General features: G+C 65.2%; 26 protein-coding genes. 21 read left to right on the plus strand and 5 right to left on the minus strand.

All coding sequences use genetic code 11. The features are described from left to right. Positions 1-9: 9 nt before the first annotated feature. Complete coding sequence (locus ACH488_RS04050; protein WP_397322421.1) at positions 10-1,302, minus strand: AI-2E family transporter; 1,293 nt, start codon at positions 1,300-1,302, stop codon at positions 10-12. 224 nt (positions 1,303-1,526) lie between these two features. Here ACH488_RS04050 and ACH488_RS04055 point away from each other — a divergent pair, with 224 nt between their 5' ends. The 8 genes from ACH488_RS04055 (at position 1,527) to ACH488_RS04090 (ending at position 10,863) form a co-directional block, all read left to right on the plus strand. Then, entirely contained in the window at positions 1,527-3,281 is a 1,755-nt protein-coding gene (locus tag ACH488_RS04055; RefSeq protein ID WP_397322423.1) for a hypothetical protein, read from the plus strand. A 38-nt stretch (positions 3,282-3,319) separates the two neighbouring features. Then, complete coding sequence (locus tag ACH488_RS04060) at positions 3,320-4,306, plus strand: co-chaperone YbbN (protein ID WP_397322424.1); 987 nt, start codon at positions 3,320-3,322, stop codon at positions 4,304-4,306. Continuing rightward, the gene (locus tag ACH488_RS04065) at positions 4,306-5,406 is read left to right on the plus strand and encodes an NADH:flavin oxidoreductase/NADH oxidase (protein WP_397322425.1); all 1,101 of its coding nucleotides are present in this window, start codon (positions 4,306-4,308) and stop codon (positions 5,404-5,406) included. The genes ACH488_RS04060 and ACH488_RS04065 overlap by 1 nt, the downstream gene beginning before the upstream one ends. Positions 5,407-5,447: 41 nt before the next feature. Continuing rightward, positions 5,448-6,299 carry an ABC transporter ATP-binding protein gene (locus tag ACH488_RS04070; protein WP_397322426.1) on the plus strand — a complete coding sequence of 284 codons (852 nt, stop codon included), beginning with the start codon at positions 5,448-5,450 and terminating at the stop codon, positions 6,297-6,299. Beyond that, complete coding sequence (locus tag ACH488_RS04075; RefSeq protein WP_397322428.1) at positions 6,281-7,852, plus strand: transporter; 1,572 nt, start codon at positions 6,281-6,283, stop codon at positions 7,850-7,852. The genes ACH488_RS04070 and ACH488_RS04075 overlap by 19 nt, the downstream gene beginning before the upstream one ends. Positions 7,853-7,934: 82 nt before the next feature. Then, the gene (gene nagB / locus ACH488_RS04080) at positions 7,935-8,717 is read left to right on the plus strand and encodes a glucosamine-6-phosphate deaminase (protein WP_397322429.1); all 783 of its coding nucleotides are present in this window, start codon (positions 7,935-7,937) and stop codon (positions 8,715-8,717) included. An 8-nt stretch (positions 8,718-8,725) separates the two neighbouring features. Further along, positions 8,726-9,064: a DUF3039 domain-containing protein gene (locus ACH488_RS04085; RefSeq protein ID WP_397322430.1), complete on the plus strand. Its 339-nt coding sequence runs from the start codon at positions 8,726-8,728 to the stop codon at positions 9,062-9,064. A 26-nt stretch (positions 9,065-9,090) separates the two neighbouring features. Next, the gene (locus ACH488_RS04090) at positions 9,091-10,863 is read left to right on the plus strand and encodes a DEAD/DEAH box helicase (RefSeq protein ID WP_397322431.1); all 1,773 of its coding nucleotides are present in this window, start codon (positions 9,091-9,093) and stop codon (positions 10,861-10,863) included. A 107-nt stretch (positions 10,864-10,970) separates the two neighbouring features. Here ACH488_RS04090 and ACH488_RS04095 read toward each other — a convergent pair whose 3' ends face one another. Beyond that, entirely contained in the window at positions 10,971-11,597 is a 627-nt protein-coding gene (locus tag ACH488_RS04095; RefSeq protein ID WP_397322433.1) for an isochorismatase family protein, read from the minus strand. Continuing rightward, positions 11,597-12,925, minus strand: coding sequence for a nicotinate phosphoribosyltransferase (locus tag ACH488_RS04100; protein WP_397322434.1), 1,329 nt, complete (start codon positions 12,923-12,925; stop codon positions 11,597-11,599). Before ACH488_RS04100 ends, ACH488_RS04095 begins: the two co-directional genes overlap by 1 nt. Before the next feature lie 37 nt (positions 12,926-12,962). On the opposite strand from ACH488_RS04100, the gene clpS reads away from it, so the two are divergent. The 6 genes from clpS to rdgB all read left to right on the plus strand — a co-directional run bounded on the left by clpS (position 12,963) and on the right by rdgB (position 17,235). Then, positions 12,963-13,325, plus strand: coding sequence for an ATP-dependent Clp protease adapter ClpS (gene clpS / locus ACH488_RS04105; RefSeq protein ID WP_387435904.1), 363 nt, complete (start codon positions 12,963-12,965; stop codon positions 13,323-13,325). Next, positions 13,318-13,887, plus strand: a complete 570-nt coding sequence (locus tag ACH488_RS04110) for a DUF2017 domain-containing protein (RefSeq protein WP_397322435.1) — start codon at positions 13,318-13,320, stop codon at positions 13,885-13,887. Before clpS ends, ACH488_RS04110 begins: the two co-directional genes overlap by 8 nt. Before the next feature lie 103 nt (positions 13,888-13,990). Beyond that, positions 13,991-14,986: a glutamate racemase gene (gene murI, locus ACH488_RS04115; RefSeq protein ID WP_397322436.1), complete on the plus strand. Its 996-nt coding sequence runs from the start codon at positions 13,991-13,993 to the stop codon at positions 14,984-14,986. Beyond that, the gene (locus ACH488_RS04120) at positions 14,983-15,780 is read left to right on the plus strand and encodes an MBL fold metallo-hydrolase (protein WP_387435910.1); all 798 of its coding nucleotides are present in this window, start codon (positions 14,983-14,985) and stop codon (positions 15,778-15,780) included. The genes murI and ACH488_RS04120 overlap by 4 nt, the downstream gene beginning before the upstream one ends. A gap of 40 nt (positions 15,781-15,820) precedes the next feature. Beyond that, on the plus strand, positions 15,821-16,579 hold the full coding sequence (gene rph / locus ACH488_RS04125; RefSeq protein ID WP_347107797.1) for a ribonuclease PH: 759 nt from the start codon (positions 15,821-15,823) through the stop codon (positions 16,577-16,579). Beyond that, positions 16,576-17,235, plus strand: coding sequence for an RdgB/HAM1 family non-canonical purine NTP pyrophosphatase (gene rdgB, locus ACH488_RS04130; protein ID WP_397322438.1), 660 nt, complete (start codon positions 16,576-16,578; stop codon positions 17,233-17,235). The genes rph and rdgB overlap by 4 nt, the downstream gene beginning before the upstream one ends. Before the next feature lie 77 nt (positions 17,236-17,312). Here the strand turns inward: rdgB and ACH488_RS04135 are convergent, their stop codons facing one another. Next, positions 17,313-18,077: a DedA family protein gene (locus ACH488_RS04135; RefSeq protein WP_397322439.1), complete on the minus strand. Its 765-nt coding sequence runs from the start codon at positions 18,075-18,077 to the stop codon at positions 17,313-17,315. Positions 18,078-18,206: 129 nt separating this feature from the next. On the opposite strand from ACH488_RS04135, the gene ACH488_RS04140 reads away from it, so the two are divergent. From ACH488_RS04140 to ACH488_RS04160, 5 genes are all read left to right on the plus strand, one after another. Then, positions 18,207-18,608, plus strand: coding sequence for a GntR family transcriptional regulator (locus tag ACH488_RS04140; protein ID WP_397322440.1), 402 nt, complete (start codon positions 18,207-18,209; stop codon positions 18,606-18,608). After that, positions 18,605-19,543 carry an ABC transporter ATP-binding protein gene (locus ACH488_RS04145; protein WP_397322441.1) on the plus strand — a complete coding sequence of 313 codons (939 nt, stop codon included), beginning with the start codon at positions 18,605-18,607 and terminating at the stop codon, positions 19,541-19,543. Before ACH488_RS04140 ends, ACH488_RS04145 begins: the two co-directional genes overlap by 4 nt. Then, positions 19,540-20,226: a hypothetical protein gene (locus tag ACH488_RS04150; RefSeq protein ID WP_397322442.1), complete on the plus strand. Its 687-nt coding sequence runs from the start codon at positions 19,540-19,542 to the stop codon at positions 20,224-20,226. Before ACH488_RS04145 ends, ACH488_RS04150 begins: the two co-directional genes overlap by 4 nt. Before the next feature lie 112 nt (positions 20,227-20,338). Continuing rightward, positions 20,339-21,358 (plus strand): exonuclease domain-containing protein, encoded by a 1,020-nt coding sequence (locus ACH488_RS04155; protein WP_397322443.1) that lies wholly within the window; start codon positions 20,339-20,341, stop codon positions 21,356-21,358. Positions 21,359-21,424: 66 nt separating this feature from the next. Beyond that, complete coding sequence (locus ACH488_RS04160) at positions 21,425-21,952, plus strand: DUF4395 domain-containing protein (protein WP_397322444.1); 528 nt, start codon at positions 21,425-21,427, stop codon at positions 21,950-21,952. Here the strand turns inward: ACH488_RS04160 and ACH488_RS04165 are convergent. Next, a complete protein-coding gene (locus ACH488_RS04165; protein ID WP_397322445.1) occupies positions 21,942-22,997 on the minus strand; it encodes an ADP-ribosylglycohydrolase family protein in 1,056 nt (351 codons plus the stop codon). The two genes, ACH488_RS04160 and ACH488_RS04165, sit on opposite strands and share 11 nt — an antisense overlap. An 80-nt stretch (positions 22,998-23,077) precedes the next feature. Here ACH488_RS04165 and ACH488_RS04170 point away from each other — a divergent pair, with 80 nt between their 5' ends. Next, the gene (locus ACH488_RS04170) at positions 23,078-23,434 is read left to right on the plus strand and encodes a YidH family protein (protein WP_397322447.1); all 357 of its coding nucleotides are present in this window, start codon (positions 23,078-23,080) and stop codon (positions 23,432-23,434) included. Positions 23,435-23,459: 25 nt separating this feature from the next. After that, positions 23,460-23,804: a DUF202 domain-containing protein gene (locus ACH488_RS04175; RefSeq protein ID WP_397322448.1), complete on the plus strand. Its 345-nt coding sequence runs from the start codon at positions 23,460-23,462 to the stop codon at positions 23,802-23,804. Positions 23,805-23,865 lie beyond the last annotated feature (61 nt).

The following is a 23,865-nucleotide window of genomic DNA, read 5'->3' on the forward strand; positions in this document are numbered from 1 at the left end:
CGCCAACAGCTAGTGCCTGTCCTGGCGGACGATGAACACTTCCTTGATCAGCAGCATGATGGCCGCTGCCGTGGGAATGGCAATGAGTGCGCCGAGGACACCCAGGAGGCTGCCGCCCGCGATCACGGAAATTACCGCCACCGCGCCAGGTACGGCCACTGCCCGCTGCATGATGCGCGGCGAAATGAAGTACGCCTCGAACTGCAGGTAGGCGAAGTAGGCGATCGCGTAGATGAGGGCTGTCTGCCAGCCCGCGGTGAGGGCCACCAGGATCACGACGATTGCCGCGATCATGCCACCCACCAGGGGGATGAAGGCGAGCAGGGCCACCACGAAGGCAAGCAGGACGCTGAACGGCACGCCCAGGATGGTCATGACGATGAAGGCGAAGACCGCGTTCAGGAGTGCAACGCAGGCCTGGCCGATCACGTAGTTGCCCACCGAATCCGTAATGGCTTCGGAGAGCGCCTCGACGCGGGGCCGGCGTGAACGCGGCGCCAGGCGGTAGGCCCATTTCTTCATCGAGGGCAAGGCGGCCAGGAAGTAAAGGCTCAGTACCAGCACGATCAACGTGCCGAACAGCCCGTTGGCCACCGAGGAGCCGAAGCCAACCACTCCGCCGAAGATGCCACCGACGGCCTCGGAGTTCTGCCCGAACTTGTCCAACTCCTGGGTAATCCTGTCCCGGAGGCCGAACTGGCTGTCCACGTTCCGGAAGAAATCGGAATTGAGGAAGTCCCGGATCCAGTCCGGTGCTTGCCGCACGATGTCCGAGACCTGGTTGACGATGGTGGGGATCAGAGTGGCGAAGAAGCCCGCCACGGCCAGGACCAGGACGGATACCGAAATCAGGATGCCCGCCGGGCGGGGGATTTTCCGGGACTCAAGCCAGCGAACCACGGGGTCAAGGCCGAGGGCGATGAACAGTGCGGTCAGGATCCACAGCAGGAGCTGGCTGGTATTGCTGGCGATGTAGAACACCAGCAGGGCGACCCCCACTCCGGCGGTGCCCATGAAACCGACGTATAAGGGGTGTTGAGAAGACATTCTGGGGCCGGGTGATCCGAAGTCGTGGTCCTCGTCCCCGGAGGCACTCTTGACGGCCACCTCCGACTCGTCCTCGGGCGGCATTTCGAAGCGGACGCGCGTCCTGGCGCCGGGAATGGGTTGCCGAAGGCGCCTGGCCACAGCTGCGAGCCGACCGGTACGGACCGGAACCGTCACGGAGGTCCCGTCGGACGGGGCATCCACCGCGGGCGAGCCGGACTCGTCGTTGGTGCTGGGTTCCAAGTGGTCTTTCACGCGGTTTTGCTGCCTTCTGCTTGTTCTCGCACTGTCTCTACCGGGATGTGACACTCTGGATACAGGTGGTTTTCGCCCCCAATAGCATGATCATCGCCACACTATCAGCCCCCTGTCTTGGCCCTTTGGCGGCGCCACAGCGGGGTTTCGGGCGTGTCATGGCCGGTCGGCCGATCTGACTCTTTGATAACAAAACGGTTACCCTTGAAGTTCAACGACCGCTGATGATAGGTGATCCTGTGCGTTTGAAGACTGCAGCCTTGCTGGTGCTGCTGGGCCTGCTGACGATGCTGGCCGGCATTGGCCAGCTGACTTTCTGGGCCCCCGCCGAGACCGTAACGGCCTCGGTCCCCAGTGACACTAAAGCTGCCCCGTTGACGGTGATCGACCAGAAGTTGATCGCCCTCCACGAGGGTCCGGTGAAGATCAAGATCCAGGGCGAAGGCAACTTCGTCGTCGCCACGGGACGCCCGGACGACGTCACCGCCTGGGTCGGCAAGACTGCCCACAATACCCTCACCGGTGTTTCCCAGGACCAGAAGGCGCTGGAAGTTTCCACCACTGATGGTGAGGCAACTGCGCCGAGTCCCGCCGGTTCCGACCTCTGGGTCAACACCGAAGACGGCAGCGGCGAACTGGACTACACGTGGAACCCGCCCGCCAGTGGCGAGTGGTCCCTGCTGGTAGCCAGCGACGGAACCAAGCCGGCGCCGTCGTCGATTTCCATGACGTTCCCCAACAACGCAACCACGCCGTGGGCCATTCCGCTCATCGTGCTGGGCATTATCATCATCCTGGTTGGCGCAGCCCTGCCGTTCGTCGCCAAGGCACTCGGTAACCGCCGCAAGGACGGCGGCGATGAGGGTCCGCATGGTGGCGGAGAAACTTCTGCGCTGCCCGTGCAACCGTCCGCCGGCGACGCCGGTCGACGCGCCCCGGGCGCCGAGGGTTCAACCTTGCGCATCTCCGCCATCGCCGCAGCCTTGGTTGCCGCGTTGGTTGGCGGCACCGCGGTGGCGGCACAGGCCAGCCCGGCGCCGGAGTCCAACAGCAGCAACCCGAGCCCGTCCGCGTCTGCGGAAAAGGGCGGAACGCCGGTGCTCCTCGAGTCCCAGCTGCAGCGGGTCCTGGAGCAGGTAGCCAGCACCGTGGATGCGGCAGACGCCGCCAAGGACGCCGCGAAGCTCGCTCCGCGCGTGGACAAGATGGAACTGCAGGTCCGTACCGCCAATTACAAGATCCGCACTGCCGTATCTGCCTACGATGCCCGGATGCCGGTGCGTGCCACCAAGCTGCAAAGCAGCGTGATCAGCACCAAGCGCGACTGGCCTCGCACGGTGTTCGCCCTGACCCAGGGTGATGGCAACGTGGTCCCGCAGGTCCTGACGCTGGTCCAGCTCTCGCCGCGCGAGAACTACAAGCTGTGGGGCACCGCTCCGCTGCAGCCGGGCACCAACTTCCCGTCCTTCCCGGTTCCCCGTGACGGCACGGCCCCCGTGGCCGCGGACGACAAGAACGGCCTGGCCTACAGCGGCAACGAAGCGTTGAGCATCCTCGGTGAAATGCTCACCACGCCGGATTCCCCGAACCGCAGCAAGCTCGCCGATGGCCAGTCCTCGCCGTACATCGCCGGCGCCTTGGCCTACCAGGCGGACACCGTCAAGAACGGCACCAGCGCCAACTTCAAGTTCGCGCACACCCCGGTGACCAACCAGACCGTGGTGCTGCACACCGCCGACGGTGGCGCGCTGGTGGTTGGCCGCCTCGATTTCGCCTTCGAGGGAACCCCCAAGGCCTCCGGTGACAAGCTGATCCTTGAAGACGATTCGGCCGTGTTTGCCGGTGGCAAGGAAACCACCACGGGTATGTCGCTCAACTTCGCCGAATCCGTGGCTGTCTACATCCCGCCGGCAGGATCCTCGGATCCCATGAAGCTCGTGGCCGCTACCCGCGGACTGGTCGGCGCCAGCTTCAAGTAGGGCGTGGCCCAGGCAGGGCAGCGGCTAGAGTGGACGGTATGAGTTCGCCCGGATACCGACCCACTCCAGCCGCTGCCAGCCAGCTCAACCTTCGCGGCGCCGTCGACCTCTCGTCGTTGCGCCGCCCACCGGCTCCGCCGCAGTCGCCACCGGCCGCGTCGACTGGTGATCCGGCAGCCTCCGACGGCCCGGAAACGGGCAGCCCCTCGCTGCGCGTGGATGCTACGGAAAGCAACTTCCAGGACCTCGTCCAACTGTCGGCGCAGATCCCGGTCCTCTTCCTTCTCTGGTCCCGCTACGCGGCCGAGTCTCCGGGTGTCCTTGATGCCGCACAGCGCGTTGTTGAGGGCTTTGGTGGCCGCCTGGTTCTGGCCGCCGCCGACGTCGACTCGTTCCCGCAGCTGGCCCAGGCCTTCCAGGTCCAGGCCGTGCCTACGGCCGTCGCCGTGGTCAAGGGCCAACCAGTGCCCCTCTTCCAGGGCCCCGCCGACGACGCGCAGATCCGCAGCCTCGTGGAGGAGCTCCTCCAGGTGGCCGCTGCCAACGGCGTGACCGGAAGCATCGGCGACACCCCGCAGGCCGGCGATACCGAACCCGCCCCGCTGCCCCCGCTTCACCAGGCGGCGATTGACGCCATCGAGTCCGGTGATTATGCCGGAGCAGCGGCGGCCTACAAACAAGCCCTCCTCGAGCAGCCGGCCGACGCCGATGCCAAGGCAGGATTGGCGCAAGTGGAACTGATGGCCCGGCTGGAGAAGCTCTCCGCACCGGAGGCCGACAGCCTGCGGCAGTTGGCTGCGCAGGAGCCGGACAATGTGGATGCCCAGCTTGGCGTGGCTGACCTGGATGTCTCCGGAGGACACATCGAAGACGGCTTCAACCGCATCATTTCCTTCATTGGCCGGAACTTCGGCCCGGAGCGGGAGGCGGCCCGGGTGCGGCTCCTTGAACTGTTCGAGGTAGTAGGCACGTCCGACGAGCGTGTTGCCAAGGCCCGCCAGGGGCTGGCGCGGGTCCTCTTCTAGTGCCGTCAGCGCTGTTCAGCCCGCTTCAGCTGCGCTCGCTCACCATTCCGCACAGGGGCTGGGTATCGCCGATGTGCCAGTACAGCTGCCTCCCGGAGACCGGCGAGGGCGTGCCCAACGACTGGCATTTGATGCACCTGGGGTCCTTCGCTGCCGGTGGCGCAGCCCTGATCATCACCGAGGCAGCCGCCGTTAATGCCGCCGGACGGATCAGCCCGTGGGACGCCGGCATGTATTCGGAGGCACAGGCAGCCGGTTGGGAGCGCATGGTCGATTTTGTCCACCGCCATGGTGCGGTGGACTGCAGGATCGGCGCGCAGCTGGCCCACGCCGGACGCAAGGCCTCCACTTACTGGCCGTTCTCCGGGCAGTCCGGTTCCGTTCCGGCGTCCGACGGCGGGTGGCAGACCGTTGGGCCCACCACGTCACCTTTTGACGGTTATGCCTCCCCGGCGGCCATGTCCGAAACGGAGATCCTTGCGGTGATCCAGGACTTCGCGGCGGCGGCGGGACGGGCCGTTGCGGCAGGCTTTGACGTCGTGGAGATCCACGGCGCCCACGGCTATCTGTTGCACCAGTTCCAAAGCCCCTTGATCAACACACGGACGGACGGTTGGGGCGGTGATGAGGCTGGACGCAACCGCCTCATGCTGGAAGTCGTGGATGCCGTGCGCAACGCCATCCCCGATTCCATGCCGCTGTTGCTGCGCATTTCCGCTTCCGATTGGGCGGACGGCGGAGTGGACGTTGAGGCATCCGTAAGGCTGGCGCGCGCCGCGGCTGAGCGGGGCGTGGACCTGGTGGACGTCTCGAGCGGCGGCGCCGTGGCCCACCAGGCCATCCAGGCGGCGCCTGGCTACCAGGCCGGTTTTGCCGAACGGGTCAAGCACGACGCCGGTGTCCCCACCGGAGCTGTCGGCCTCCTGACCAGCCCGGCCCAGGCCGAGGACATCGTGGCCAATGGTCGTGCCGATGCTGTGTTCATGGCGCGGGCAGCCTTGCGCGATCCGCACTGGTGGCTTCGGGCGGCGTACGAATTAGGCCACGATATTCCCTGGGTTCCGCAGTACGAACGGGCTGTGCCACGCCACGGCTTCTAGGGACCGCCGCGGGCGTGCCCCGGCAAGGCTAGGCTGTTGCCATGACGGAACCAGACCATCAGGCCAAACCTCAGTCATCCCACCTCCACCAGGTGCCCGTTCCGCCGGCACAACCACCGGAGCCTGCGAACGGCCAGGCCATTCCGGCTTTGGCCATCCGTGGCCTCGCCAAGCGCTTTGGCGAGAAGATCGCCGTCGACGGCGTGAGCCTGGATGTGCCGGCCGGTTCGTTCTACGGAATGGTGGGCCCGAACGGCGCCGGCAAGACCACCACGCTGTCCATGGCAACAGGTTTGCTGAGGCCGGACTTCGGAACCGCAACCGTGCACGGCGTGGACGTGTGGGCCCGTCCCCTCGAAGCAAAAAAACTGATGGGCGTGCTGCCCGATGGCGTGCGCTTGTTCGACAGGCTGACCGGGGAGCAGTTGGTCACGTATGCCGGACTGCTCCGGGGGATGGACCGCGACGTGGTCCTGTCCCGGGTCTCGGAGTTGCTGGCGGCTTTCGACCTCCAGGCTGACGCGGGCTCACTGGTAGTGGACTACTCAGCCGGCATGACCAAGAAGATCGCCCTGGCATCGGCACTGATCCACGCGCCGCGCCTCCTGGTGCTGGATGAGCCTTTCGAGTCTGTGGATCCCGTTTCCGCGGCCAATATCCGGGGGATCCTGGAGGGCTATGTTTCCTCCGGAGGAACGGTGATCGTTTCGAGCCACGTCATGGACCTTGTACAACGCATGTGCAGCCACGTGGCCGTGGTGGCTGGCGGGCGCGTCCTGGCTGCCGGCTCCGTGGAAGAGGTCCGGGCAGGCTCCACCCTCGAAGAGCGCTTTGTTCAGTTGGTGGGCGGCGGGCACCGGACGGAGGGGCTCGAATGGTTGCGCACCTTCTAAGGCTCAAGTGGCGCCTGCTCCTCAATGGCTTCAAACGCAGTCCCTGGCAGTTGGTGGGCATTGGCCTGGGGCTGCTCTATGCACTCGGCATGCTCACCATGTTGGTGGGCGGGTTGGTGGCGCTCCGCTGGGCCGACCCCGCAATCGCCCACACGGTGGTGGTCCTGGGCGGGGCGGCAACCATCATCGGATGGGGGATCATACCCTTGGTTGCCTCGGCGGGGGACATGACGCTCGATCCTGCGCGGTTCACTACGTTCGCGATCCCGCCCCGGCAACTGCTGGCAGGCCTGGCACTGGCCGGCTTCATCGGGATTCCCGGATTGGCAACCTTGCTTGCAGCCTTGGGAACCGTTGGCACCTGGTGGCGGAGCGTTCCTGCAGCGGCAGGTGCCTTGGTGGGGGCAATCCTTGCTGCCGTGACCTGCGTGGTGCTGTCCAAGGTGGTGACCACCGCGACGGCCGGGCTGGCTTCCTCGCGTCGTTTCAAGGACGTCAGCAGCATCGTGGTCTTTGTCCCCTTGGTACTCCTGGGGCCGATCATGGTGGGAATCGTTGACGGCATCCGGGGGAGCGCCGACTATCTTCCGGTATTGGCGCGGACAGTTTCCTGGACCCCTCTTGGAGCTGCATGGTCACTGGGCGGCGAACTGGACGCGGGCAATCCGGGCGCTGCCGGCCTCAAAGCCCTCATCGCCGTGGCCACCATCGGTGTCCTCCTGTGGTGCTGGCACGTCCTCTTGCAGCGCGCCCTGGTGACGCCCGCATACTCCGGCGGTCCAACCCGGAAGGGTGGCAAGCTGGGCTTGTTCGGTGTGCTGCCCGGAACTCCGGCCGGAGCCGTTGCCGCCAGGGCATTGATCTACTGGCTGAAGGATCCCCGGTACGCGGGTTCGTTGGTGGTGATCCCGTTGCTTCCGGTGATTTTCTACTTCGGCGGCAGCCAGTCCGGAAGTTATGGGCTCCTCATGGTGCTGGGACCGCTCACAGCCTTCATGATGGCCTGGTCGATCTCGGCGGATGTCTCCTATGACAACACGGCCTTCGCCCTCCACCTGGCCTCGGGCGTCCGTGGGTTGGATGACCGGCTTGGCCGTGCCATGGCATGCCTTGTCATCTCGCTGCCGGTGGTGCTGGTCTTTACCGTTGGGCCGCTGGTGATCACGGGGGAGTGGGCTTGGCTTCCCAATCTCCTGGGCCTGTCCCTGGGGACGTTGTTTACGGGACTGGGCTTGGCTTCGGTCATTTCGGCGCGCTACAACGTTGCCGTTCCGCTGCCCGGTGACAGCCCGTTCAAGAAGCCACCGGGGAATGTTGCCCAGACCTTGGCCGTCCAGGGCATCGGTATGGGCGCACTGGCGCTCCTGCTCCTGCCCGAACTGGCCCTGGTGGTTGTGCAAATGGTCAGCGGCGGGCCGGAGGCAGGCTGGATCAACCTCGCGGTGGGCCCATTGCTGGGTGCCGTGCTCCTGGTGGTGGGCGTTCGCCTGGGCGGGAAGTGGCTGGACGCCCGCGGGCCCGAAATGTTTGCCCAGCTGAGCGTGAACAAGTGACGACGTAACAGCACCCCTCAGTTGTGGGACATGGGATATCCTCGACTCAAGCAAACACCCTCTTCGTAGAAAGGCCGTGACAATGGAAGTTGTCATCCTCCCGGGCACCAAGCAGATCGGCGCCTTGGCAGCCGACGCCATCGAGGCGCTCGTCCGGCGCAAACCGAATGCCGTGCTCGGATTGGCTACCGGGTCCTCGCCGCTGCCCATCTACGATGAACTGGCGCGTCGTTACGAGGCAGGTGGCCTGGATTTCAGTGAAGCGCACGGTTTTGCGCTTGATGAATACGTAGGGCTGGAAGCCGGCCACCCGGAGTCGTACCGTGAGGTGATCCGGCGGGAATTCACCAACAGGGTCAACATCAAGCCGGAGAATGTCCATGGTCCTGATGGGGCGGCACAAGACCTCGAAGCTGCATGCCAGGCCTACGAGGACGCCATCAGGGGCGTGGGCGGCGTGGACCTCCAGATCCTGGGAGTGGGCACCGACGGGCACATCGGCTTCAATGAGCCCGGATCATCGCTGGCTTCGCGTACGCGCATCAAGACGTTGATCGAGCAGACGCGCAAGGACAACGCCAGGTTCTTCGACAGCATCGACGACGTTCCCCACCACGTGGTCACGCAGGGCCTGGGCACCATCATGGACGCCAAGCACGTGATCCTGGTGGCCACGGGTGCGCAGAAAGCCCAGGCAGTCAGGGATTTCGTGGAGGGACCTGTGGCTGCGATCTGCGCGGCATCGGTGCTCCAGATGCACCCGCATGCCACCATCCTGGTGGACGAAGCGGCCGCTTCTTCGCTGAAGTTGGCCGACTACTACCGCCACACCTACGACAACAAGCCGGAGTGGCAAGGCCTCTAGACGGTAGGATGGATGCCATGACTACGCTTCCTCCGGATCCATTCGAAAACGACCCCATGCGCGAGCTTTCCGGAGCCGGAACGTCCACGGCCACCATTGAGCGCGAGGAAACCCGCCAGGAAGTGGAGCCGGGCGACAGCGAGCGGTTTGCGCACTATGTCCGCAAGGAAAAGATCATGGAGTCGGCAATGACCGGCGAGCCCGTCATTGCTTTGTGCGGGAAGGTCTGGACACCGGGCAGGGATCCGCAGAAGTTCCCTGTTTGCCCGGAATGCAAGGAGATCTATGATGGCCTCCGCCCGGGCAACGACGGCGGGAACGGCGACGGCCCGGGCAACTCCAAGTAGTGGGTGGGAAGACTACACAGGCCCACATGACGGAAACACTTTTTGGTGGCCCCTCCCTGCCTCCGGCGTACCCGGAACGGGCGGCTTGGGGAACTGCTCCCAAGCTCCGTGCGTGGCAGCAGGAGGCCCTTGACCTCTACATGAGCCGTGGTCCCAAGGACTTCTTGGCGGTAGCGACCCCCGGCGCAGGCAAGACCACTTTTGCGCTCAGGATCGCCACCACCCTCCTGGATAGCGGCGTGGTCAACAGGGTCACCATCGTTGCGCCCACGGACCACTTGAAGCGCCAGTGGGCAGACGCCGCGGCGCGCGTAGGCATCGCGATCGACCCCAACTTCAAGAACTCCGACGGACAGCACGGCCGCGGGTTTGTCGGCGTCGCGGTGACCTATGCCCAGGTAGCGAGCAAGCCCATGCTGCACCGCGCCAAGACCGAAGCGGCCCGGACTTTGGTGATCCTGGATGAGATCCACCACGGTGGTGAGGCACTGTCCTGGGGTGATGGCCTTCGCGAGGCCTTCGACCCCGCTGCGCGCCGCCTGTCACTCACGGGTACCCCGTTCCGTTCGGACACCTCGCCGATTCCGTTCGTCGAGTACGCCGAGGACCGGGACGGCATCAGGCGCTCCAAGGCCGACTACACGTACGGCTACGGCAACGCGCTCCGCGACCACGTGGTGCGGCCGGTGCTGTTCATGGCCTATTCGGGCCAGATGCGCTGGCGTACCAGCGCAGGCGACGAGATGGCGGCTTCCCTGGGGGAAGCCGCAGTCACGAAGGACATCACGTCGCAGGCATGGCGGACTGCGCTCAATCCTGCCGGTGAATGGATTCCGGCGGTCCTGGCGGCCGCGGACAAGCGCCTGAGCGAAGTGCGGCGCACGGTTCCGGATGCCGGCGCGCTGGTTATCGCAACCGACCACGAGGACGCCCGGGCGTACGCGGGCCAGCTGAAGAAGATCACCGGGGAATCGCCCACGGTGATCCTCTCGGACGACTCGAAGGCCTCCAGCAAGATCGAGGAATTCTCGGCCGGGGACAAGCGCTGGATGGTGGCTGTCCGCATGGTGTCCGAAGGCGTGGACGTCCCCCGGCTCTCGGTGGGTGTGTACGCAACATCCACGTCCACCCCGTTGTTCTTTGCCCAGGCCGTGGGCCGCTTCGTGCGTGCCCGCAAAAGGGGAGAGACGGCGTCGGTCTTCCTGCCGTCGGTTCCACCCCTCATGGGCCTGGCCAACACCATGGAAGCCGAACGCGACCACGCACTGGACCGCCCCGAAAAGGACGACGACGGGCTCTTCAGCCCCGAAGAGAACCTCATGGCGGAGGCCAACCGCGAGGACAAGGCTTCCGACGAGCTCACCAAGGGCAAGTTCGAGGCCTTGGATTCCCAGGCCTCCTTTGACCGGGTGCTGTTCGACGGCGGCGAGTTCGGCACGGGAGCCGACATCGGCTCCGATGACGAGCTCGACTTCCTGGGCATTCCGGGTTTGCTGGACGCCGAGCAGGTGGGAACGCTGTTGCGCCAACGGCAGCATGAACAGCAGTCCCGCAAAAAGCGCCAGGCTCCCGCGGCGGAGTCGGCTCCGGCCATTCCGGACCACCGCATGCTGATGGACCTGCGCAACGAGCTGGCCAAGAATGTCTCGGCCTGGTCTGCGCGGACGGGGACACCGCACGGCGTGGTGCATACCAAGCTCCGTGAAGTGTGTGGCGGCCCGGCGGTCGCGCAGGCCAACGAAGAACAGCTCCAAGCGCGCTTGCGCAAGCTGCAGGATTGGTTCATCGGCCGTAAGTGACCGATGGCAAACCGAAGGGCGCCGCATCAGCGGCGCCCTTCGTCGTCTGTCTGGATGTCCTGCAGCCGGAATGTACTGCGGTCCGGGTGTACTTCAGCCCGGGGGTATTAGCCGCGTTCCACTTCGACGCCGGCCGACTCCATGTCATCGAACGCCTCGTCGAGGTGGTCCGATATGCCCGCCGTCAGTTCCGCGATCACCGTGGTGGCATAGCCGGCCTGCACTGCATCAAGGGCGGTTGCCTTGACGCAGTAATCGGTGGCGAGGCCCACCACCACTACTTCTTCGACGTCATGGCTTTGCAGCCAGTCGTCGAGGCCGATCGCGTCCTCTTCGAGGACTTCCGTCACGGTGGCGCCCGCCTTCAGGTCGCCGGAAGGAACGTCGTCCTCCGGTGCCAGCACGCCTTCGAACCCGGAATACGCGGCCGTGTACTGTCCCTTCCGGAAGTACGCCTCGATGTATTCGGGGTCCAGGTCCTGGTGCAGTTCGGCGCCCTTGGTCCGAGCCCGGCAGTGCGGCGGCCACGAATCCACCATGTCCGGCTCGTCCGAAAAGTGGCTGCCTGGTTCGATGTGCCAGTCCTGTGTGGCCACCACGTGGTCGAAGTGCTGCTGGTTCGCGTCGAGGTACTCGCTGATGGCGCCGGCCACGGCTGCCCCACCTTCGACGGCGAGTGTTCCGCCTTCGCAGAAGTCGTTCTGGACGTCGACGATGATCAGGGCTTTGGCCATCAGTCCTCCTCGTAGATGGTAGGGATCGCTGCTTCGCCGCGTTGCAGGCGGTTCACGACGGCGGGTAGTTCGGCCATGCTGGCGGCGTGGCGTTCCTTGGCGCGGATGACGCCTTCCGGGCCGGTCCAGCCGGGCAGGAGTTCGCCGTTCTTGATGAATTGCTGGAGGAGGGAGCGGTCGTTCCCGTCGTCCTCGGGCCGGTGGCCGATTCCCACAACCTCGTGGGTGGCCCTGCCGCGTTCGTTGAGCTTGCGCAGGGCGTACTTGCGTCCGCCCACGCTGGCCTTGTTCTTGGCCGCCTTCGCCACCGAGATGAACTCACCGGAATCGTTGGTGCGGCTCACCAGTTTGTACACCATGCTGGCAGTGGGCGCGCCGGAACCGGTAACCAACGAGGTGCCCACCCCATAGGAATCCACGGGGGCGGACTGCAGGGCAGCGATGGCGAACTCGTCGAGGTCCGAGGTCACCACGATCCGGGTGTCCACATTGCCGAGGTCATCGAGCAGTTGGCGGACCCACTGCGCCTGGGCGATGAGGTCGCCGGAGTCCAGGCGGACCGCGCCGAGCTTGTTGCCGGCGAGTTCGACGGCGGTGCGCACCGCGGTTTCGACGTCGTAGGTATCCACCAGCAGCGAGGTTTCGGGCCCGAAAGCGGCAATCTGCGCTTCGAAGGCCTCACGTTCAGTGTCGTGGAGGAGGGTGAAGGAATGGGCGGCCGTGCCCACCGTCTTGATGCCGTAGCGGCGGCCGGCCTCGAGGTTGGAGGTGCTGGCAAAGCCGGCGATGACGGCGGCGCGGGCGGCCGCCGTCGCCGATTCCTCCTGGGTGCGCCGGGAGCCCATCTCGATGCACGGGCGGTTCCCGGCGGCCGAAGTCATCCTCGAGGCGGCGGAGGCAATGGCGCTGTCGTGGTTCAACACGGACAGGATGTACGTCTCGAGGATGCAGGCCTCGGCGAAGGTGGACTCGACAATGAGGATGGGGGAGTTGGGGAAGTAGGCATCGCCCTCGGCATAACCCCAGATGTCGCCGTTGAATTTGTAGTTGGCGAGGTAGTCCAGGGTTTCCTGGTTGACCACTTTGTTCCGCGCCAGGTAGTCCAGCTCGGCCTCGCCGAACGTGAAGTCGGCGATGCCCTCCAGCAGGCGTCCCGTCCCGCCCACCACGCCGTAGCGGCGTCCATCGGGCAACCTCCGGGCGAAGGCCTCGAACACGGAGCGGCGGTGCGCGGCGCCCGAATGCAGGGCGGCCTGCAGCATGGTCAGTTCATAGTGGTCTGTATACAAGGAAGTTGCGGGGTGATCCCAAGACGTGGCTCTACTCACGAATTCACTCTAGTGCGAGCCGCCCTAGAATGGACAGATGACCCCTAGCGTTGCGTTTGGCACGGACATCGATGAACGGACGGAAGCTGCAGAGCTGACCTCCACCGATGTCCTGACCGCCCCGGACATCCCCTGGAACCTTGTGATCTGGAACGATCCCGTCAACCTGATGAGCTACGTCAGCTATGTGTTCCAGAGCTATTTTGGCTACTCCGAGTCCAAGGCGCACAAGCTCATGATGGAGGTCCACCGGAAGGGCCGGTCCATCGTGGCGCACGGCAGCAAGGAACAGGTGGAACAGCACGCCGTGGCCATGCACGGCTTTGGGCTCTGGGCAACGGTGGAAAAGGCCGCGAGCGGCAACCAGACACCCGGAAAGGGCGGCCGCCAGAGTGGCTAAGGCATTCAAATATGGACTCAAGGGAATCAGCGGCTACCTGGAACCGGCTGAGCGGGACCTGCTGCGGGGGCTGCTGGCCGACGTCATCTCCATGCTTGACTCCGACGCCCGGGAGGACGAGGATCCGTTGACAGCCATGATCGGCCTGGACATGGACGTGAAGCAGCCCACGGACCGCGCGCTTCTGCGGTTGCTGCCCAACGTCATGAAGGACGACGACGCCGGCTCGCTGGAGTTCAGGCAGCTCACCGAACGCTCTGTCCGGGAAAGCAAGATCGGCGCCTTGCGCGCAACGGCCATGGGCCTGGACAAGGACGAACTGGTCCTCACGCCCGAGGACGCCAACCGCTGGGCCATGGCCCTGAACGACGTCCGGCTGGTTCTTTCGGAACGCCTGGACATCCGCGACGAAGCTGATGCCGACCATATCCACAGCATGCAGGACTGGAGCCAGGCTGAGGACGTGGAGAGCTATCTCGCGCTGGTGTACAACTTCACCACGTGGCTGCAGGAGTCCCTGGTGCAGTCCATCATGGCGGCCAGGCAGGCGGCGAAACCCTGATCCGGCAGCCCGCCGTTGCCCCGCACCGTGTGACAAATCAGACACGATGGGGGAGACGCAGCTAATGGCCGCAACCCAAGGGAAGCCTTATTCTCGAATAATCATGACAACAGCCACGGCCAACTCAACAGGCGTCTCCAATGAGCTCATGGGCGCGCGTCCGATTGGGGTCTTCGATTCCGGCGTGGGGGGCCTCACTGTTGCCCGGTCCATCATCGACCAACTCCCCAACGAGTCCATCCTCTACGTGGGCGACACCGCCAACGGCCCCTACGGACCCCTCCCCATCGCCGAGGTGCGGGCCAACGCCCTGGGCGTCATGGACGAATTGGTTGATTCAGGCGTCAAGCTCCTCACCATCGCGTGCAACTCGGCCTCCGCGGCCGTGTTGCGGGACGCCCGCGAACGCTACACTGCCCGCTACGGCATTCCCGTCATCGAAGTGATCCAGCCCGCCGTCCGCCGCGCTGTGTCCGCCACAAGGTCCGGCCGCATCGGTGTGATCGGAACTTCGGCAACGGTGGGATCGCGCGCCTACGAGGATACGTTTGCCGCAGCTCCGGACCTCGCCATCACGTCCGTGGCTTGCCCGGCCTTCGTGAACTTCGTCGAAGCCGGCATCACCACCGGGCCGGATCTCCTGGCCGCGGCCAACGAATACCTGGAACCGCTCAAGCATGCGGGTGTGGACACCGTGGTGCTGGGCTGCACGCACTACCCGCTGCTCACCGGGGTGATCTCCTTCGTCATGGGCGAGGACGTCACGCTGGTGTCCAGTGCTGAGGAAACTGCCAAGGACGTTTACCGCGCCTTGGCCAACGGGGGCATCCAGCGCACGGATTCATCGGCCCCCAGCCACGAGTTCATCGCCACCGGCGACGCCGCACAGTTTGAAACCCTTGCCCGCCGCTTCCTGGGTCCGGAAGTCCTGTCCGTGAAGCACGTGGACCACGTTTCGGCGCAGTATCCCACCGGCAGCCTCGCCCGGATCACTCCGGAGATGCTGGCGGCCGCCCGTGCCGGCGGAGGCCTTTCCCGCCGTTCCTATTTTGTCCAGCCGGAGGCCGGCACGCGGTCAGATGCGGAGCGTGGCCTGTGAAGCTGACCATCGTGGGCTGTACTGGTTCTTTTCCCGGTCCCGGCTCCCCGGCGTCGTGCTACCTGGTGACCGCGCACGATGGTGAGCGCGAGTGGAAGATCGTGATGGACCTCGGCAGCGGCGCCCTCGGGGCCATCCAGCGCTATACGGACCTTGAAGACATCGACGCGATCTTCCTCACGCACCTGCACCCCGACCACTGCATGGACCTGTGCGGCCTCCACGTTGCTGTCCGCTGGAAGCCCGGCGGGTGGGGCCGCGACCGGCTCCCGGTGTGGGGTCCCGCGGCAACGGCGGACAGGATGGCCACCGCGTACGGCCTTGACCTGGACCCGGGCATGCACGAGGAATTCGACTTCACCAACTGGGCGGAGCAGAAGCCTGTCACCGTGGGTCCGTTCACGGTGACCCCGTATGGCGTGAACCACCCGGTGGAAGAGGCCTACGCCCTGCGCGTTACGGCCACGGAGCCCGGCAAGGACGGGACGCCGGTGACCCGCGTCCTGACCTACTCCGGTGACACGGACTCGTGCCAGGGGCTCGAAGACGCCGCCAAGGGCGCCGACCTGTTCCTGTGTGAGGCAGCTTTCGAGGAAGGCCGCGACGACGCCATCAAGGACGTTCACTTGACCGGCAAGCGCGCGGGCGAGGCAGCTACCAATGCGGGAGCCAAGCGGCTGCTCCTGACGCACATCCCGGTATGGACCTCGCAGACCAAAGTGATGTCCGAGGCGAAGCCCGTCTTCGCCGGCGACGTGGCCGTGGCTGTCGCCGGAGTCCACTACACGATTTAGCCCGGGACGGACAAGCGGTGTTCCTCGATAAGCTGGGGGCATGACTTCAGAAGCAACCGCAACACCCGTGATCCGCGCCGATGGCCGCACCCCCGATCAACTGAGGCCCATCAGCATCACCCGCGGCTGGTCCAAGCAGGCCGAAGGTTCGGCCCTCATCGAGTTCGGCAACACGCGCGTCCTGTGCACGGCTTCCCTGACGGAGGGCGTTCCGCGGTGGCTCAAGGGCGAAGGCCGCGGCTGGGTCACGGCCGAATACGCCATGCTGCCCCGCGCCACCAACACCCGTTCGGACCGGGAATCGGTCAAGGGCAAGATCGGCGGACGAACGCACGAGATTTCGCGCCTGATCGGTCGTTCGCTGCGCTCGATCATCGACACCAAAGCACTGGGTGAGAACACGATCGTCCTGGACTGCGACGTCCTGCAGGCCGACGGCGGTACGCGCACCGCTGCCATCACCGGAGCCTACGTGGCGCTCGCCGAGGCGATCCGCTTCGCCCGGGAGAACAAGCTGATTTCCCGCAACGCTGAGCCGCTGGTGGATACCATCGCCGCGGTATCCGTTGGCATTATTGACGGCGTTCCCATGCTGGACCTGCCGTACGTCGAGGACGTGCGGGCGGAGACGGACATGAACGTGGTGGTGACGGGTTCGGGCAAGTTCGTGGAGGTCCAGGGCACTGCCGAAGGCGCTCCCTTCGACCGTGACGAACTCAACGCACTGCTGGACCTGGCGCTCATTGGCACGGGCCAACTGGCAGCCATCCAGCGCGAGACCCTGGCGGAGGCTCCGTGAGCGGCGCCGCTGCCGGCGTGACACCGCGCCTGGTTCTGGCTACGCACAATAAAGGCAAGTTGAAGGAGCTCCGGGAACTGCTCCGCGGCCAGGTTCCAGGGCTCGACGTCGACACCCAGGTGGTGGATGCAGCTGAGGCAGGTGCCCCGGACGTTGCGGAGACCGGAGTGACGTTCGCCGAGAACTCGCTCCTGAAGGCACGCGCCGTTGCGGAGGCAACCGGGCTGATTGCGATTGCCGATGATTCCGGCCTGGCCGTGGATGTCCTTGGTGGCGCGCCCGGCATCTTTTCCGCCCGGTGGTCCGGACGGCACGGCGATGACGCGGCGAACCTGCAGTTGTTGCTGGCGCAGCTTTCCGATGTTCCGGACGCCTCGCGCGGGGCCGCCTTCGTGTGTGCTGCTGCCTTGGCCATTCCCGGCGACGGCGGTATTGCGCGGGAAACGGTGGAGTACGGCGAGCTGGAAGGAAGCCTGCTGCGCGAGCCGCGCGGTGAAGGCGGCTTCGGCTACGACCCCATCCTGCAGCCCAAGGGTATGGACCGCAGCTGCGCCGAGCTCAGCTTTGAGGAAAAGAATGCGATCAGCCATCGCGGCCAGGCCTTCCGTGCCTTGCTCCCGGCAATCGTCGCGGCTCTCTCCGAGGCCGCAGGCTAGGCCGGCCAGGCAGGCAAGGAAAAGGCGCCCCACGTGATCACGCGGGGCGCCTTTCCATTGCCTGGATCAGCCGGAACTCAGTGTTCGCCGTGCTTTTCCGTTTCATGTTCTTCGATGAATTCCTCCACCGGGTCCGTGCCCTGGGCGGCTGCTTTCCGCTTGGCTGCCATGCCGCGGAGCACCTCGATGCCCACGGGGACCACGGAGATCAGGACGATCACAATGAAGATGATGTCCAGGTTGTCGCGGACCCACGGAATACGGTCGCCCAGGAGGTAGCCCAGGAGCGTCACGCCGCCACCCCACAGGAAGGCGCCAATGACGTTGAAGAGGAAGAACTTCCGCTTGTCCATCTGCGCCACGCCGACGATCACGGGGACGAACGTGCGGATGATGGGAACGAAGCGGGCCAGGATGAGCGCCTTGCCACCGTGCTTCTCGAAGAAAGCGTGGGCACTTTCAACGTTTTCCTTCTTGAAAAGCTTGGAATCGGGCCTGTTGAAGATAGCCGGGCCGGCCTTCGAGCCGATGAGGTAGCCCGTCTGGTTGCCGATGATGGCCGCAATGATGATGAGTCCGGCAAGGCCCCAGATATTGAACTTGATGGTGTCCGTGGCCACGAGGAGTCCAGCCGTGAAGAGCATGGAGTCGCCCGGCAGGAAGAAGCCCACCAACAGGCCTGTTTCGGCAAAGACGATGCCGCAGACCAACAGGACCACCCACGGCGCCAGGGCGGGGTCGGCCAGGAAGATCTGGGGGTTCAGCCAGTCAGGCAGGAACGAGGCCATGGGCGGCCGCACCGGTCCCGCGCCCCCAAAGGTGGATACGGCAAAGTCGCTCATCGCAGAAAGGATCACCCGTTAAGCCTACTGGACCTCCGGCGTCGGAATTCCTGGGAGAAACCTTGACATTGCGTTGATTGCTTGTATGGTTAGTTACATGAGTAATGAACCAGTTAGGCGGTGGTGCTCATGATCGACGACAGCAAGCCGATCTTCATGCAGATCGCCGAGCTCATCGAGAACGGCATCGTCGACGGCAGCTTGCCCGAGGAGTCGCAGGTGCCTTCCACCAACGAGTTCGCCGCCTTCCACCGCATCAACCCGGCCACTGCAGCCAAGGGCGTCAACGTGCTGGTGGATTCAGGGATTCTCTACAAACGCAGGGGGATAGGCATGTTTGTTGCCACCGGAGCGCGCGCCCACGTGGTGGCCCGCCGCACCGAGGAATTTTTTGAGCAGTACGTCAGGCCGCTGACGGCGGAGGCCCGCAAGCTGGGCATCTCCACGCAGCAGCTGAACAGCATGATCGAACGCGGCGCCGAACTCGCTCCGGACGCCGGTACTGACAAGGAAAGGAGCGCGGCCCTGTGAACGAGATCGTCGTCGAGGCCCGTAACCTGAACAAGCGCTACAAAGACCTCAACGCCCTGGACAACGTGGACCTGAAGCTGACGTCCAATCGCATCTATGGCCTGCTGGGCCGCAATGGCGCAGGCAAGACCACCCTGATGTCCATCCTGACCGCCCAGGCTTTCGCCACCTCAGGGCAAGCCCTGGTGTTCGGTGCCAGTGCCTATGAGAACGATGCTGTCCTTTCCCGGCTCTGCTTCATCCGGGAGTCGCAGAAGTACCCTGACGACTTCCAGCCGCGGCACGCCTTCCGCTCGGCGGCGCTGTTCTACAAGAACTGGGACCAGGACTTCGCCGACCGCTTGGCCGAGGACTTCCAGCTGCCCGTCAAGCGGCGCATCAAGAAGCTGTCCCGCGGCCAGTTGTCAGCCGTTGGGGTCATCATCGGCCTTGCTTCACGCGCGGAACTGACGTTCTTCGATGAACCGTACCTGGGGCTCGACGCCGTGGCGCGGCAACTCTTCTACGACCGCCTCGTGGAGGACTACGCGGAGCATCCGCGCACCATCATCCTGTCCTCCCACCTGATCGATGAGGTGGCCAACCTTCTGGAGCACGTAGTGGTGATCGACCGTGGCCGGATCATCATGGACGCTGACGCCGAGGACATCCGCGGCTCTGCAGTCACTGTCTCGGGTTCCGCGGACAAGGTTGATTCCTTCCTTGCCGGACGCCGGATCCTCCACCGCGAGACCCTTGGTTCCCTGGCCTCGGTCACGGTGGATGAAGCATTGGATGCCCGCGAACGGGCAGAGGCGCAGGAGCTCGGGCTGGAACTGGCCCCGGTCTCCCTGCAGCAACTCGTGGTCCGGAAGACCATGGCCGGCGCAGGCCTATCCGGCGCCGTGCCCAGCACCACAGATTTCGCCGATGGCAGCATGGAGGCAACACGATGAGCCGGGCAATTGCAGTGGCCAGGATGCAACTGATCAACAAATGGACGTTCATCGGGTGGCCCCTGACCATCCTCGCGGCATCGTTCCTGATGTCCCTGGCGATCTTCGCCCTCATTCCGGTCAACGAAGGCAAGTACGGCGGCGGCAGCCAGGCGCCCATGTGGTATTTCCTGGTCCTGGGGATCCAAAGCCTGACCCTGGTGTTTCCTTTCTCCCAGGGCCTGAGCATCAGCCGGCGGGCGTTCTACCTCGGCTCCCTGGGCTTGTTCTCGCTGATCGCCCTCGGCATGACCATCCTCTACCTGGTGGGCGGGGTCATCGAGAAGGCCACCAACGGCTGGGGCGTCTACGGCTTCTTCTTCTCCATTCCGTGGGTCACCGACGGGCCATGGTATTCAACAGCCGCGTTCTTCTTCGTGGTCATGATGTTCATGTTCATCATCGGCTTTTGGTTCGCCACGATCTTCAAGCGCTGGGGAACCACGGGTGTGCTGGTTTCCACGCTCGGTTCGGTGGTGGTCCTGATCGGCATCGCCGCGCTCTCCACCGTCCTTGAATGGTGGGGGAGCATCGGTGGGTGGTTCGCGCAGCAAACGCCACTGAGCCTCAGTGGCTGGGCTGCCCTCCTGTGCGTAGTGCTCGCTGCAGGTTCATACTCCACGCTGCGGCACGCCACCCCCTGACGCTTGCCAAACAAAGCCCGCCATGTAGCGTTCGCCACAATGGAGGCCTGAAGGGCCGCCCCCGCCGGGTCACACGGCAAGGGGCGGCTCTCTCCGCCTGTACCCTTGACCAGTGGCATTGGACTTTACGGCGATCGACTTTGAAACGGCCAACGGCTTCAGGGGGTCGCCCTGCTCGGTGGGACTGAGCAAAGTCCGCAACGGCGTGGTGGTGGAAGAGGCCTCCTGGCTCATGCGCCCCCCGGAAAACCACGACCATTTCGAAGTCCACAACACCCGCATCCACGGCATCCGTGCCGAAGACGTTGCAGGCAAGCCGCGGTTCGGTGAGCTGTTCCCCGAAATCGGCGCGTTCATTGGGAACGATGTCCTCGCCGCCCACAACGCCGCCTTCGACCTGGGAGTCATCCGTTCGGGTCTGGAAGTCTCGGGCCTGCCCGGCCCGGCCTACGAGTACGTGTGTACCGTCATGTTGTCCCGCCGCTGCTACTCGCTGGTGTCCAACTCGCTGCCCTACGCCGCGGAAGAGGCCGGAGTGCCGCTGGTCAACCACCACGACGCCACGGAGGACGCCCGCGCCTGCGCCGGAATCCTGGTCGATATTGCCCGGCGCAACAACGCCAACAGCATTGCCGAGCTGTACTTGTCGCTGGGACTGGCCTTGCCCACGCAGCCGGCTTTCGATCCTGCCAAGAGCCTGTCCAAGGCCACCGTGGCCGCGCTGGCGGCAAAGGCTGCAGCGCCTGGAGCCGTGAGCGCCGCGGAACAGGCGCTGGGTGGGGCTGTTGTGCGGGGCTGGTCGGCCTGGCCGGAGGAGGGTCCCAACCCGCTGCCCAATCCCAGCGCCGAGCCGGGACATCCACTTTTCGGCCAGACCGTGGTGTTCACCGGCGACCTCGCCATGACCCGGCCCGAGGCCAAGTCGCGGGCTGCGGACATGGGTGCCCGTCCCGAAAGCCGGGTGACCGCCCGCACCACGGTCCTGGTGGTGGGCGACGGATTCGACGCCGGCGACCTGCGGGCAGGGCGGCTGACAGGCAAAGCGAAGCGGGTGCTGGAACTGCATGCCAAGGGCCAGCAGATCGAAGTGGTGTCCGAAGGCGAATTCCTCCAGATGGTGGGCGGCCGCTAGCTCCCCGGGGGTCATAGTGCGCAACAATGCTTTCCGCTGCGCCGATCCCGCTCCTAGCCTTGGGGCATGACCAAGGAACAGTCCACCGGCATCGACTGGCGGTCCGTCTTCGCTTTTCCGAACCCCGTCAACGAGTACGCAGCCAGGATTACCGCCGGGTTGGTGGTGGTGCTGGCCGTGGTGACCCTGCTCACCGGCTCGGGCCTGGGACTCGTTGCCCTGGCCATCGGCTTTTGGCTTCGCGTGCTCTTCGGACCCAGGATTTCCCCGTTGGCCCTGCTGTCCGTTAAGGTCCTGGCCCCGCGCATAGGCCATGCCAAGCTCGTGGCGGGTCCACCCAAGCGTTTCGCCCAAGGAATGGGCGCCGCCTTGACCAGTGCCGCCGTCGTGCTTTTCTTTGTTGGCGTGCCGCTGGGGGCCTGGATCCTGCTGGGATTGCTGATCGTGGCGGCGTCGCTGGAATCCTTCGTGGGGTTTTGCCTGGGATGCGTAATTTTCGGTTTCCTGCAGAGCCGCGGGCTGATCCCCGAGGACGTATGCGAAGCGTGCAACAACATCAGCCTCCGCCAGCCCCAGGGGAACCTCAGCCGGTAGTCACTGCCAGGAGGCGGTTGGCCATGCCACGGATAACTTCCGGTGCTTCCAGCACGTCCATCCAGTCTGCCGGGAGGCACTCCTCGCCATAGAGGGCGCCAAGGATGTTCCCCGCGATGGACCCGGTGGAGTCGCTGTCGCCGCTGTGGTTGATGGCCACGGCGATGGCCCTGCGGAAATGCTCCGCCGGCGTGCCGCCCGAGGTCGAGAGCACCGAATAGAGCCCGACGGCGAGGGCTTCTTCGGCGACCCAGCCCTCGCCCAGCGCCGTGGTCAACTCTTCGGGACCGAGGGTGACGCCCTCAGCGGACAGCCGCAGTGCTTCGGTGATCCGCCCGCCCAACTCCGGGGCCTTCGCCGGGAGGGCGTCGACGTACTCCAACGCCGCTGTGGTGGCCGTGCGCACATCGCTGCCCGCCACGACGTGGTGGATCAGGAGGCTGAACACGGCGGCCCCCAACCGGGCCGCCGGGTGCCCGTGGGTGAGGGAGGCGGCGTCCATGCTGAGCTTGGCCACGGCCTCGGGGGAGATATGCGGGATCAATCCGAAGGGGGCTGAACGCATCACCGTGCCACAGCCCTTGGAATCGGGGTTAACCGGCCTGGCTGCCGTTCCCATTTCCCCGGAAGCGAGGCCACCCAGGCAGGCGTTGCCGGGCGCCCGGCGGTGCTTCAGGACTTCCTGTCCATCGATCCACCGGGGTTGCGGGACCGGTGCTGCCGGGGAGGCTGCAACGTCCTGCGTGGCCAGCCAGCGCAGGTACGCCAGCCAGAGGCACGCGATCTCGTCGGCGGCCACGCCGTCGTTGGCCCATTCGAGCGCTTCCACCAGGCCATCCACGGTGTAGAGGGTCATTTGGGTGTCGTCCGAAAAGTGGCTGCCGCCGTCGAGCTGGTCAAAAGAGGTGAGGCCCGCATCGCCAAACCTGGCACGGATGGTGCGTATGGCGTCGAACTCCACGGCGTATCCGAGGGAGTCGCCCAGAGCGCCTCCCAACAGGGTGGCGTGGACGCGGGATTCGAAGGAAGGGGCTGCAACACTCATGCCAGTAACTTACCGTGCCCGCCAAGCGCCGCTGATATGGTGGGGAAGCTGCGCAGGCCTAGGGAAACTGGAGTAAGAACGTGCGTGAACCCGCTTGGCGACGGACCGGCAAAACGCCTGACTACAGATTTTCCCTTGCCAACGAGCGCACATTCCTTGCCTGGATCAGGACCTCGCTGGCCCTGCTCGCCGGCGCCGTGGCGATTGACCAGCTTGCCCCGAACATTGCCCCGCAACCCGTCCGCCTGGTCCTTTGCGTGGTGTTGTCCGTCATCGGCGCAGGGCTCGCCATCCTTTCCTACCGCCGCTGGGGCCAGATGGAAGCGGCCATGCGCAACGACCAGGCGCTGCCGTTCTCACGCGTGATGCTCTTCATGACGATCGTGGTTGCCGTGGCCGCCTTGGCCTTTGCCGTCTTGATCCTGGTTGCCCGGTGATGGCTGCTGCTCCCCGGGTGCGGTTGTGAGCCTGGAAACCCGCGATCCCGGCCTGCAGCCGGAACGGACCACGCTGGCGTGGCGCCGAACACTGATTTCGCTCGTGGTGGTGGACCTGTTCATCTGGCGCCGATGGTTGTCCGCGGCGCCGGGTCCGCATGTTCCTGGCGTCCCGGGCCTCGACTACGAGGGTATTTGTGCGCTCATGGCCGCCGCTGCGACCATCGTCTGGGGTTGTGCGGTGTGGATCCGCTCACGGGAGTTGCACGCCGGCAACACCGCCCCGCCCGCGTGGTTGATGTTGCTCAGTACCGCCGCCGTGGTGGGACTCGGTGCTTCCGCCATCGCAGCGATTGCCTTGGGCGGGTAGGCTCAAAACGGCGCCACGGCCCGGGCTACCCAGCCGGGATCCAGCATCTCCCCAGACTTCA

This window comes from Paenarthrobacter sp. NPDC018779, assembly GCF_044391085.1.
Classification (GTDB): domain Bacteria; phylum Actinomycetota; class Actinomycetes; order Actinomycetales; family Micrococcaceae; genus Arthrobacter.